General features: G+C 68.2%; 8 protein-coding genes and 1 riboswitch. Of the genes, 6 read left to right on the top strand and 2 right to left on the bottom strand.

Features of this window, described 5'->3' with window-relative positions:
• Positions 1-70: 70 nt before the first annotated feature.
• Positions 71-135: riboswitch (guanidine-III (ykkC-III) riboswitch) on the bottom strand.
• Between the two features lie 138 nt (positions 136-273).
• Together AAY78_RS09285 and AAY78_RS09280 are read left to right on the top strand one after the other, a co-directional pair.
• Positions 274-558: a hypothetical protein gene (locus AAY78_RS09285; protein ID WP_046748021.1), complete on the top strand. Its 285-nt coding sequence runs from the start codon at positions 274-276 to the stop codon at positions 556-558.
• Positions 559-696: 138 nt separating this feature from the next.
• The gene (locus AAY78_RS09280) at positions 697-1848 is read left to right on the top strand and encodes a calcium:proton antiporter (RefSeq protein ID WP_046748020.1); all 1152 of its coding nucleotides are present in this window, start codon (positions 697-699) and stop codon (positions 1846-1848) included.
• A gap of 24 nt (positions 1849-1872) precedes the next feature.
• Here the strand turns inward: AAY78_RS09280 and AAY78_RS09275 are convergent, their stop codons facing one another.
• The gene (locus AAY78_RS09275) at positions 1873-2490 is read right to left on the bottom strand and encodes a 2Fe-2S iron-sulfur cluster-binding protein (RefSeq protein ID WP_046748019.1); all 618 of its coding nucleotides are present in this window, start codon (positions 2488-2490) and stop codon (positions 1873-1875) included.
• A 199-nt stretch (positions 2491-2689) separates the two neighbouring features.
• Between AAY78_RS09275 and gap the strand changes: the two genes are divergently transcribed.
• The gene (gap, locus tag AAY78_RS09270) at positions 2690-3721 is read left to right on the top strand and encodes a type I glyceraldehyde-3-phosphate dehydrogenase (RefSeq protein ID WP_046748018.1); all 1032 of its coding nucleotides are present in this window, start codon (positions 2690-2692) and stop codon (positions 3719-3721) included.
• Positions 3714-4268 carry a peroxiredoxin family protein gene (locus AAY78_RS09265; RefSeq protein WP_052748713.1) on the top strand — a complete coding sequence of 185 codons (555 nt, stop codon included), beginning with the start codon at positions 3714-3716 and terminating at the stop codon, positions 4266-4268. The genes gap and AAY78_RS09265 overlap by 8 nt, the downstream gene beginning before the upstream one ends.
• Before the next feature lie 9 nt (positions 4269-4277).
• Here AAY78_RS09265 and AAY78_RS09260 read toward each other — a convergent pair whose 3' ends face one another.
• Positions 4278-10256 (bottom strand): LPXTG cell wall anchor domain-containing protein, encoded by a 5979-nt coding sequence (locus AAY78_RS09260; RefSeq protein ID WP_046748017.1) that lies wholly within the window; start codon positions 10254-10256, stop codon positions 4278-4280.
• A 236-nt stretch (positions 10257-10492) separates the two neighbouring features.
• Here AAY78_RS09260 and AAY78_RS09255 point away from each other — a divergent pair, with 236 nt between their 5' ends.
• A complete protein-coding gene (locus AAY78_RS09255) occupies positions 10493-10990 on the top strand; it encodes a MarR family winged helix-turn-helix transcriptional regulator (protein WP_046748016.1) in 498 nt (165 codons plus the stop codon).
• The gene (locus AAY78_RS09250; protein ID WP_046748015.1) at positions 10987-11790 is read left to right on the top strand and encodes an SDR family oxidoreductase; all 804 of its coding nucleotides are present in this window, start codon (positions 10987-10989) and stop codon (positions 11788-11790) included. The genes AAY78_RS09255 and AAY78_RS09250 overlap by 4 nt, the downstream gene beginning before the upstream one ends.
• Positions 11791-11976: the final 186 nt, after the last annotated feature.

Genomic DNA, 11976 nt, shown 5'->3' with positions numbered 1-11976 from the left:
AGGCGTCCACGGGGGACGGCGAGCGGGATTCAGGGTGGTTCCACACGCACCTGGCAACACGGGACGACCTTCTGGTCAGTCTTGTCGCTGTGCGGGTACTGCGCCCTCGTCCGCCGGTTCAGGAACGAACCTGCCGCCAAGCTATCAGACAACGGACGGCTCCACGGGATCGGCCATCGTCGGACCGTGTTTGCTACCCTGGAGAGGACACGACGGCGGGGGACGACCTCCGACGGTGAGACAGACCGGGGACGACCCCGACAGGAGTCTCCCGTGAACCACCCATCCGCCTGGCCGGTTTGGATCGCATCCCGCGAACCCCGTACCGCCCGCGCCACACTCGTGCTGTGCAGCGCTTCGTTCGCGATGGTCAGCGCTGCGGCCCTCAGCGTCGGCCCGCAGGGGATCTGGCTCGAACTACTCCTCTCGACGGGATTCCTCGCGTGGGCGACCGCGCAATGGGTATGCGTAGAGCACCGTCGACGTCGCGAATCGGCGTTCCGCCGCGACGTGGAGCGTTACATCCGCATGCTCTCCGAGTCCTCCGCTCCGGAGTGACGGATCGCCGTCGTTCGCGAGGCCACCGCCGCGACCGACCGCGTACCATCAGATGCAGTGCGCTGACTCAGCGCCGCGGCCGGGACGACCCGGTCGTGTTCATCATTCGGGGACGGCCCCACCCGAAGGAGTCCGGCGATGTCACGCACGGAACTGAAGACGTTGATCGGCCCGACGGATATCGTCCGCGTCGTCCTGGGATGGGGAGCCTTCGCCGCCCTCCTTCTCCTCCACCCGGTACTGGAGCCTCCCGTGCCCACCCCGGTGCTCGTCATCGCGCTCGCGGTCATCATCGCGGTGATCCTCGTCTGCGCGTTCGGCGTCGTGAAGCAAGCGGAAGCCCTCGCGCACCGCCTCGGAGACCCCTACGGCTCGCTCGTCCTCACGCTCTCGATCGTCATGATCGAGGTGATCCTGATCTCGGCCGTCATGCTCGGACCAGGCGAGCACGCGACCATCGCCCGCGACTCGGTCATGGCCGTCGCGATGATCATCCTCAACCTCGTGATCGGGCTCGCCCTCCTCGTCGGCGGACTCCGCCACCGCGGCATGGCCCACAACCGCACCGGCACCTCCGCGTACCTGTCCATGCTGGTCGTGCTCGTCGCGCTCGCCTTCGGCCTCCCCGCCCTGATCGGCACGGACGGGTCCTACACGGTGGCGCAGGAGATCCCGATCATCGTGCTCACCCTCGCGCTCTACGCGTTCTTCCTCTATCGGCAGATGGGCGCGCAGGCGGGCGATTTCACCGAAGTCGACCCGGTTCTGCTGCAGAGCCCGCAACGCCAGGAGAACACGGAGGAGAACAGCGGGATCCGTGAGGTTCTCGCCGAGCATCGCACGGAGGTCCTCGTCCGGCTCGCCCTGCTGGTGGTCACCGTCATCCCGATCGTGCTCCTGTCCCACGACATGGCGGCACTGCTCGACGACGGGCTGGGCCGCCTCGGCGCTCCGGTCGCCCTCGCCGGCGTGCTCATCGCGGGCATCGTGTTCCTTCCCGAGTCGATCACCGCGGTCCGCGCCGCTCTGGGCGGAGAAGCTCAGCGCGTCACCAACCTCTGCCACGGTGCGCTCGTCTCGACGGTCGGACTCACGATCCCCGCCGTGCTGATCATCGGCATGTTCACCGGCCAGACGGTCGTGCTCGCGGAGTCTCCGGCGAACCTGTTGATGCTCGGCGTCACACTGCTGCTGTCGGTGACGACCTTCGCCGCGAAGCGCGTGACGGCGATGCACGGCGCCGCACACCTGGTGACCTTCGGGGTCTACCTCGTGGTCCTCTTCCGCTGACCTCCGAAGCGGAGTGCCCCGGAGTCACGTTCCGGGAGCTGCGCCGTCCAGGCGCAGAGGGGTCAGCGGCGCGGCACTGCAGACGGCGACGCGCCCTGGCCCCGGCTCGCACAACGGCTCGTTGAGATACTCGAACTCACCGTGTGTGACGGTACGCACGCAAGTACCGCACACTCCGACACGGCATTCGCTCGGCCAGTCGAGACCCGCACTCTCGGCGGCATTCAACAGGCTTCCCGCCGCGGGCTCCCACACGAAGGAGCCCGCAGCCGAATCGACGCGCAACGGGACGTCGGCGCGAGGCACGCGCGGCGGCCCCCACTCCGAACTCGCCGGAGAGGAGAAGAGGTCGACGTGGACGCGCTCGGGAGCGCACCCCGACTGCACGAGCAGGGCGCGCATGGCGGCAGCGAAAGTCGGCGGACCGCATACCGAGGCATCCGCTTGCTCGAGATCCAGGTCGGCCACGATGGACGCCAGGGCCGTGGCATCGATCGAGTCGCGGCGGGCTATCGCGAATGCCCGGTCCCCGCGGAGACCACGACCGGGATCGAGACGAACGGGGTCGCGTGCCGGCACGCCGGAGAGTCCCTTCACCGGATAGCGCACGATGCTGTCGATGGAACCTCGGCTCCTGGTCATGAACGTCCCTTTCCCCTGCTCTGACGATCGATCAGCATCATCGGCTCTCGGATCGTCCCCACCCTCGGTATTCCGGCATTGGATCTCGCGGTCGTCTCCGCTCGCGAGTGCACGGATCCGTGCCGACGTCTTCCGGCCGTGATATTTTTGGCATAGGCCAAAAATATCACGGCGCCGGAACCGGCACGGAGGGAGCATCATGACCACCAAAATCGCCATCAACGGCTTCGGTCGCATAGGACGGAACTACTTTCGAGCCCTGCTCGCGAAGCGATCGGATCTCGAGGTGGTCGCCGTCAACGACCTCACCGACACGCGCACGCTCGCGCACCTGCTCAAGTACGACGCGGCGAACGGCACCCTGGCCGGACCCGTGCAGCATGATGAGGCGCACCTCTTCGTCAACGGACAGGCGATCCGCGTGTTCTCGGAGCGCGATCCGCTACGCCTGCCCTGGGCCGAGCTCGGTGTCGACATCGTGATCGAGTCCACCGGGCTCTTCACGAAGGCGGAACTCGCCGCGAAGCACGTGGAGGCAGGAGCCCGGAAGGTGATCATCTCGGCCCCGGCCACCGGTGACGACGGAACCTTCGTCCTGGGCGTGAACGAGCACACCTACGATCCCGAACGGCACCACATCATCTCGAACGCCTCCTGCACGACGAACTGCCTCGCCCCTGTGGCCAAGGTGTTCCACGAAGCGTTCGGGATCGAGGCCGGACTGATGACGACCGTGCACGCGTACACCGCCGACCAGAACCTTCAGGACGGCCCGCACTCCGACCTGCGGCGCGCGCGCGCCGCAGGAGTCAACATCGTGCCGACCAGCACCGGGGCGGCCAAGGCGATCGGCCGTGTCATCCCCGAGTTGGAGGGCAAGCTCGACGGCTTCGCGCTGCGGGTGCCGGTGCTCACGGGATCCATCACCGACCTCACGGTCACCGCCTCGCGGCCCGTGACTGTGGATGAGGTGAAGGCCGCGTACCGCGCCGCCGCCGAAGGCCCGCTCAAAGGGATCCTCCGTTACACCGAGGAGGAGATCGTCTCCGCCGACATCGTCGCCGACCCGCACTCGTCGATCCTCGACGCCGGACTCATCCGGGTCATCGGCGATCAGGTGAAGGTCTCGGCCTGGTACGACAACGAGTGGGGGTACTCGAACCGCCTGGCAGACCTCACCGAGTATGTCGCCGAGCGGCTGCCGGCACGCGAGGAGGACGCGCGTGCCTGAGTCGACCATCGACACGGCGGCGTTCACCCTCGACGTGTCGGAATGGGTGAACAGCGCTCCGGTCAGCCCGGAATCGCTCCACGGACGGGTGGTGGTGGTCGAGGCCTTCCAGATGCTGTGTCCCGGATGCGTGAGCCACGGACTTCCCCTCGCTCAGCGCCTCCACGGCATGTTCGACCGCAGCGAGCTCGTGGTCCTGGGGCTTCACACCGTGTTCGAACATCACGAGGTCATGGGAAGGGAGGCGCTCGAGGTGTTCCTGTCGGAGTACCGTATCGAGTTCCCCGTGGCGATCGACCGCCCGATCGACGGTCAGGCCATCCCCGCCACCATGCAGCACTACGGCCTCAGAGGAACGCCGTCGATGATGATCGTCGACAGGGAGGGGCGCGTGCGGCAGATCGCGTTCGGCTCCGTGGACGAGCTGGCGCTCGGGACGTATCTGGGGCGACTCCTCGCCGAGCAGACTCCATACTCCGCCCCGTCGATCTCCGGCGGGGCGGAGCGGACCGGGGAGTCCTGCGACGTCGACGGTTCGTGCACCTGACGCCCAGGGCTAGCTCACGGCACCTCGCCGACGACGGATCAGGACCGCTCCCGCGAGGAGCAGCAGCACCCCGATACCGGCCAGCAGCGACGCGGAGGCTCCGTCCACCCCTGTCGTCGGGAGCCCGCCGCCACCGTCCGGTAGCGGGCCGGGGGGCACGACCGGGTCGGGGGGCAGGATCGGGTACACATTGGTGATGGACGCCGTCTGGGTCGTCGGCGGCTCTGCGTCCGCCACCGAGGGTGTCGTGATCGTCACGGTCTGACCGTCTCCGAGTCGGGACTGCTCGCCGTGGGCTCCGACGTCTCCGACTTCCGAGACCACACAGGTCGAGCCCAGTGGCAGAGCGTCGAGCCGCCCCTTCAGCTGGCTCTGCTCCGAGACGGTGATGATCCCGCCGGCGGGGAGCGCCAAGGGAACTCCCGCGACCGAGCATTCGAGTCGGAAGTCGAAGGTGGTGGGCGCCCGCCCTGTGTCGCCGACCACGACCTTCTGCACCGCGAGATCGCCGTCCTGCAGCAGGACCCCGGCCTGCACAGGGGCCACCGAGTACTCCCGGCCCCCGGCGTCGGTCCCCACGGCGCCCATCTGGTTCCATGCGATGCCGCCCGCGTCGGGGACGGCGATCGGGGCGAGGTCGGGGTAGGTGGTGGACTCGGGCACGTTCTGCGTCTCGTAGTGCAAAGACAGCACGTCGCCGGGGCCGAACGAACCGGTGGCGGTACCCGTGAAGTCGATCATGACGCGGATGCCGGTGACGTCCTCCCACGCTCCGCCGTAGGAGTCGGCCGGAGTCCAGGTTGCCGTGGTGTCGCAGAGCAGGTCGTCGAACCACGCAGAGGTGGGTCCGGTGCCCACACACGGGGAAGCGGAGGTGGTGACGTCGAGAGTGAACACCGCACCGCTGGGCAGCACGTTCGCGGTGAGCGAGTCGGGCAGGAGCACCGGCGCGTAGGTGCTGTTGCGCGCCGTGCCGGTCGCGAGCAGACGATCACCGATCCTCGGCAGGGGATCCACGATCGACACGGTCGGGAACCCGACGGTGCCCCCGTTCACGACGGACAGCCGCCAGTCGTCGGTCGCACCCACGGCCGTGTAAGCGGCGCAGGGGGTGCGCGTGTACCCATCGGGGTCGAGCGGGCAGGCAGCGTCCGGATTGTTCAGGTTGACCTGCCCATCGACCAGATCGCCGTCGATCTCACCCTTGACGTACTTGTATGCGGCGAGCGCGCCACCGGGCGATGGCTGCACGTAGTTCGTCGTCCCGCACTGGTCGGCGGCGAGATCCGGAACCGTGCCCTCGCCGTTGCCGGAGGCATTGGTGCAGGAGTCGAGGTCCTCAGCGGTGGTGACGACGAAGCTGTTGGTCGTGAACTGATCGAGAGCGAGCCCCGGAGCCAGCACCAGGTTCACCGTGATCGTGAAGACCTCGCCGGGAGACATTCGGTCACCGCCCTCGGGCCAGGTGAACGTCACGTTCTTGCCCGTGTCGTCGATCAGAGCCGACACGTCGGTGGAGAGCGTTCCTCCCGCAGAGGTCTGATAGGTGGGCGGTGAGAAGTCCCAGTCGAGGTACTCCGGCAGCTGATCGGTGAGCTGGTCGATCGTGACGAAGCCCGTTCCCGTGTTGGTGAACTGCAGCGTCCAGGGCAGGCTCGCGCCGATGGACACCACATGACTCGTTCCCGGCTGCGACTTCACGACGTCGAGCTGGTGGGTCCCCGGGTCGATGGCGAGCTCGGCGTCACCTTGGTCTTCTGCCGCAGGGTAGAGGCCGTCGAGTCTCGCGCTCTCCGCGGTCGCCGCGTTCGGGACGGTGGCGGGCAGCACCAGGGGCGAACCGTCTCGCTGCGTGGTGAGCACCACGACGTCGAAGGAGAGCTGAGCAGTCCAGTCGTCCGGCGGCGCGTTGCGGGAGAACACGTCGCCCGCGGCGTTGCGGAGCACAGCCCTCACCCCGACCACCGTCGCCGGATCGATTCCGGCGGGGAAAGCGGCCGTCGCAGCGAAGGCTCCCTCCGCCCAGGTCGTCCCGACGAGGACGTCGATGCGCACCTGATCGGCGCCGGCGGGGAGGACCACGCTCAGTGCCGGATCGGGGGCGAGGCGCACGGTGTTCCAGAACTCGGCGTCCGCATCGGTGATCGTGACCTGCTGCGTGGCGGCCGTCGAGACGCCGTCCGTCGCATCGAGCGTCACGGTGACCGGGTTCGCCAACTCGGTCTCGAGGATCGCGTCCGGGGTGATGGTCTTCGCGAGAGTCACATCGAGGAACGCACCGATCAACTCGACCGTGTCCCTGGCCGTGTCGTTGGGCCTGGACGCAGAGCCGGACGGGGTGAGCACCGGATCATAGGACTGGGCGATCACGTCATTGGCGACGGTGCCCGGTTCCACGAGCTGGCCGGCATCCGAGCGCTCGTACTGTCGCACGCGCGTCTCGATCTGCACCTCGAGAGCCTCTCCGGCACGGATGCTTCCACCGTCGGTCTCGGGGTCGATGCCGTGGAAGACGACACTGACACCGACCACGGTCGCGAGGTCGGCTTCGGCGAGCGATGACGCTGCCGTGACGGACATCGTGCGCGTGCTCAGGGTGCCGTCGGCGGCGCGATCCCACAGCGTGACGGTGGAGGTCGCCGGGTCGACCTGATCGGCAGGGTAGCTGAACGCGAGCGACAGCACGTCGAGCCGTTCGTAGGGGTTCGTCCCCGCGTCGTAGTCGGCCCCGTCGAAGGGGTCATCCGCCCAGGCATCGGCTGCGCTCACACACTGGTCCGCCGCTCCGGGCGTGCACGGGATCGGATCGGTCACGCGCACGTACGATGCGCGGGCCGTGCTGTCGTTCCTGGCGGCGATGTCGAACATCACGGTCGGATAGTTCGCGGGGTCCACATCAGCCGACTCCGGGATCGTCACAGTCGCCGGCGTGACGGTCTTGTCGACGGACACGAGCGGCGGCTGATCGATCAGCGTGATGTTGTCGCGCTCCGTGTCGCTGCCGTTCCCTGCCGCCGAGGTCCAATCCCCGCGCAGCGTGTTCCACACGACTCCGGGGTCGGCGTCGTTGAAGGTCTGGTCGGCGCTCACCCAGCGGTCGGCGGTGGCACTGTCGTCACGAACGACGTTGCGCAGCTCCCACGTGAGGAATGTCGGTCGGTACTGTCCGACGGCGGAGGTGGCGAGCCCGGAGCCGGGTTCCGGCCTGGTCGGGTCGGAGCTGGCGGTGCGGGCGGCGTCATCCGGACGGTAGACGAGCCGCACACCGGTGGTTCCGGCGGTCTGCTCCGGGGTGAGGGTGTAGCCGATGAACCCGTCCGCTCCCATCCACGAACCGCCGGGCGCAGAGATGGGTGTCCACGCGCCGTCGACGAACAGCCAGACCTCGGTGATGTCGTCCCAGGCCAGCAGCGGATCGTCGGCGAGGGTGACGGGGTCGATGCTCAGCAGATCGAACGCCTGGAAGACAGTCGTCGCCGCGCCGGCGGGATCGGTGTCCGGGGCGGTCGCGGGATCCGTCAGGTTGAGGACGTCGATCCCCGGGGTCCCCGTCCGCCACTCGTTGCGGGTGGACACGATGGCGCCGGACTGCGCATCGACGAAGTCGACGTCGGTGGTCTTGTCTCCGGTCTCGACCCAGCGCTTCTCGGCGTCGACTCCCGCGCCCTCGCCGGTCGCCGGCGTCTGGACGCCGATCGTGTCCTGATCGGTGACCACGGCGCTGTCGATGCCGTCGGGGAGGCCGTCGACATCGCCGTGGCTCTGCGCCGTGGCCTCGTTCTCGTACACGGTGGGTCGCTGCGCCGACTGCTCGTCTTCGGGATCGTCACGCGGGTCGGTGGGGCCCGATCCGTCGCGCAGGTCCGTCCGCGCCTCGAAGACGAGGTTCGGCTCGACGCTGAAGCCCTGGGCGAAGCCGTCCGGATTGTCGAACGTGAAGCGGACGCCGGTGACGTCTGCGGGCGTGTCCGGAGGTGTGAGGGCGGCTGCGAACTCCGCGCGGCTCATCTGGAATGTCTGCGCCGTCGCTCCGGTGCTCACCGTGGCGAGCGTGACCCAAGTGCCGTCCGGGCGCTGATACTCGGCGGTCGCCGTGGTGTTCGGCGGCACCTGTGTCGGGGCGATGCCCACGAGGTCGAACGCGTTCCAGAAGTCGTCGACCTGGTCTTCACGCCAGGTGTCTTCGACGACGATCTGCGTCGGATCGACCTGCGCCACACCTGTCGCCGTCGTGGCGGTCAGACTCGCGACGACGCTGTTCCCCGGCTCGACCGCACCCCTCGGGCTGATCCGCTTGTCGAGCGCGACATCGATCTGCGGGAAGTAGACCGCGATGTCGGCGGAGGCGGAGTCATCTGCCGTTCCCACGTCGTTCGTAGCCGTGACGTCGATCGTGTTCGTGCGCTGATGGGTCGGCGCCTCGGTACTCACCAACGAGAGGGAAGGGTCGATCGCGACGTCGATCGTGGCGGCCGCGTTCGCGGGGATCTCCCCCGTGAACTCGATGACGAACCCGGTGACGGTCCCTGACGGCGGAGCCGGAGACGCGGAGTCGGCGAACGGCACAGGCGCCTGGGCGACTCCGTCGATGTACCAGGTGATGGTTCCCGCTGTCGCTCCCGCGGGGTAGTCGATGCCGGACGGGAATCCGCCGAACACCATGTCCGCGTCGAAGAAGCCCAGATCCGAGATGGTGAGGCTGTCCACGGGACCGTTCGAGGTGTTGGTCGCCGTGAGCTCGGCGGTCGCCTCGCCCCCTGCCGCGAGCTCGGCGGGGGTGATCGTCTTGCCCGCGAGCACCCCGATCGTCAGCGGTCCGATCTCGTAGGGCGCGGTGGCGTCGTCGCTCGCCGTCGCTCCGCCCGGGGCGTTGACGGTCGAGGTGATGCTGTTGGTGACGGAGTCGCCGGTCGCGAGCGTGCTGCCGTCGTTGCGATCCGTGGCGCGTTGACCGACGGAGAACGCCGTGGACGCGGTCGCATCGGAGCCGATCGTGCCGCCCGAGTACGTCAGCCGGATGCCCCCGACGTCTGCCGGGGCGACACCGGTGGGAAGAGCCGGGGTGGCCCCTGGCGTGCCCGCCTGCCAGCTCCATGTGCCGGATCCCTCGTCGTAGACATAGGCGTCGACCTGCACGGCTGTCGCTGCCGGAGGCAGGGTCGTCGCCCCGAATCCCTGGAAGTCGACGACGCGGAACGGGTTGTCGGACGCCAGCGTCGTCGCGCCGTCGGCTGCCGTCGTCGGCTCCTGGATGACGAGCGTCTCCGCGCCGATGTTCGACTGGTTCTGCGCGCCGAGCGTGATCTCCGACGTCTCGCCCGGATCGAATTGCTGGGACGCGGGCGTCCAGCTCTTGCTCGCCTCGACCCCGATGACGGTGTCGACCGTGACGACTGCATCCGCGGAGTCCGTGATCGTCGCCGGCAGGTCGCCTGGACCGTTGTCCCAGTCGGCCGATGCCGTGTTCGTGACGGTGTCGCCGTTGTACTGCCAGTCCGCGGGCAGATCGAGGGGTGCCCGGAGCACCACGCTGAGTTTGAGGGTCCCGCCCGCTTCCAGCCCGATACCGCCATCGACCGGTTGCTGGAAGACCACGCGGACGGTGCAGTCGTCGCTGACCTCGACGGGGACGCCGTTCTCCTCGACGCACCCCGTGGTGGTCGCGGTGAGCGGCAGGTCAGACGGCGTATAGGAGGATCCGACGAACTGGAACCCCGCGAACTCCGCCGGGAGCGTGTCGGTGAGCACGACGTTGAGACAGTCGACGTCGTCGCAGACCAGGTCGACCGTGTAGGTGAACTCATCTCCGGGGCCGAGGGTGTCCTGCGTATCCAGCCCGTCGACGCGCTTGTCGATGCGGAGCGAGGACTCGGCCGCCTGGGCTGCCAGGGGAACGACGAGGCCCGCGCCGACCAGGGCGAAGACCGCGACGAGGGAGAGGAGGAATTTCCGCAGTCGACCCTCAATGGGCTGTGACGTCGTCGACATGGTGCTCGTTTCGTGGGGAAGCCACAAGGGCAACGAAGGAGTGCAGGCCGCCGACAGGTCGATGGATCAGTGATGAGGCCGGGTCGGAGACCACGTGTTCATGTTCTGGCGAGTATAGGAGCGTCAGTCCGCGCCGTTCTAGGGGGATTCTCCAGGTCCTCATCCTGCCGGGGTGAGGACGAGAGGCCGCGGAAACCAATAGTTGCCGCACGCAACTGAGCTGTTATTATGGAGTCATGGCTGTCCACGACGAGCTCGATGACATCCGTGACGCGCTGGTCCGAGTGGTCGCGGAGTGGACGCAGAGCGAGCTGCAGGTGCGTATCGCCGAGAGCGTCGACGACTCCCTCGACGCTCTCGAGGTGCGGGCGCTGTATCTGGTCGGCATGAGCGGGGGTTCGCTCGGATTCGGCCACCTGGCCGATCGGGCGGCACTGTCGCGTCCCACCACCTCGAAGCTGGTCTCGCGCATGTCCGCTCGGGGACTCTTCGACCGGATCCGATCAGGACGCACGGTCGACGTGCGGCTGACGGATGCCGGGCGGGTGGCGTATGCGCGCCTCGTCGACGCCGGGCAGCAGATGGTCGGCGGAGCTCTCGCGGGGTGGTCCGCACAGGAGATCACCCAGTTCCAGGCCCACCTCAGCCGATTCGTCGCCGCCCTCCCCGGGGCGACGCTCGCGACCATATCCCGGTCGTCCGATCCCGTCTCACCACCCCTGGAGGAACAATGACCCGCACTTATGTCGTCACCGGCGCCGCATCCGGTATCGGCGCAGCCACTGCCGAGTTGCTGCGCACGCAGGGACACTCCGTCATCGGCGTCGATCTGGCCGGAGTGGAGGTCACGGGCGACCTGTCGACGCCCGCAGGCCGCCTCGCCGCCGCGGACGCAGTGATCGCGGCCGCCGATGGAGGCATCGACGCGGTCATCGCGTGCGCCGGGATCTCAGCGCCCATCGCCAAGACCATGGCCATCAACTACTTCGGCGTGACCGAGTTCCTGACCGCCCTGCTGCCGAGCCTGAGCCTGGCGGACCAGCCTCGTGCCGCGGTCGTCTCCTCGATGGCCTCGTTGCAGCCCGTCTCGGCTGACCTCGTCGATGCAGCGCTGAGCGGCGACGAGAACCGCGCGCTCGAGATCGGAGACCAGCTAGCCGCCACGCCGGAGGGCGGATTCCTGAACTACTCCTCGAGCAAGCGCGCACTGTCGCGGTGGGTCCGCCGCGCGTCCGTCTCGGAGGAATGGGCCGGTGCCGGCATCCCCCTGAACGCCGTCGCACCGGGAACCGTCATCACGGCGATGACCGCCGGATTGCTTGCGAGCCCTGAGGGACTGGCGCAGGTCGACGCCGCCGTGCCGATGCCGTTGAACTACCACCAGCCGGCGTCCTCGATCGCCGAACTGCTCGTGTGGCTGACGAGCCCGGTCAACACCCACATGGCGGGCCAGACCATCTACTGCGACGGCGGAGCCGATGCCGTGCTGCGCGGCGACGACATCTGGTCCTGGAACGACGCACCGCGCGACTGATCCCCGCGAGACGAGAAGGCCCGATCCGGTTCACGGATCGGGCCTTCTCGTCGTATCCCTCACGCGGCGTCCCCGCGCTTATTTTGAATCACTAAAAATAGCGTGCTACTGTCGGAGAGAACCGGACGGCCAGATCGTCTTTCCCTTCATCGACATCCGACAGCTCTTCGGGAAGGCACCTGGCCG

The sequence above is a fragment of the Microbacterium sp. Ag1 genome (assembly GCF_001005635.1).
Classification (GTDB): domain Bacteria; phylum Actinomycetota; class Actinomycetes; order Actinomycetales; family Microbacteriaceae; genus Microbacterium; species Microbacterium oxydans.
Note: the sequence above shows the minus strand (reverse complement) of the source record. Positions and strands in the feature narration are given on the sequence as shown.

What these genes read in the sequence shown, in the direction of transcription:
- AAY78_RS09280 (WP_046748020.1), top strand. Translation starts at nt 697, where the DNA reads ATGTCACGCACGGAACTGAAGACGTTGATCGGCCCGACGGATATCGTC.
- AAY78_RS09275 (WP_046748019.1), bottom strand. Translation starts at nt 2,490, where the DNA reads ATGACCAGGAGCCGAGGTTCCATCGACAGCATCGTGCGCTATCCGGTG.
- gap (WP_046748018.1), top strand. Translation starts at nt 2,690, where the DNA reads ATGACCACCAAAATCGCCATCAACGGCTTCGGTCGCATAGGACGGAAC.
- AAY78_RS09260 (WP_046748017.1), bottom strand. Translation starts at nt 10,256, where the DNA reads ATGTCGACGACGTCACAGCCCATTGAGGGTCGACTGCGGAAATTCCTC.
- AAY78_RS09255 (WP_046748016.1), top strand. Translation starts at nt 10,493, where the DNA reads ATGGCTGTCCACGACGAGCTCGATGACATCCGTGACGCGCTGGTCCGA.
- AAY78_RS09250 (WP_046748015.1), top strand. Translation starts at nt 10,987, where the DNA reads ATGACCCGCACTTATGTCGTCACCGGCGCCGCATCCGGTATCGGCGCA.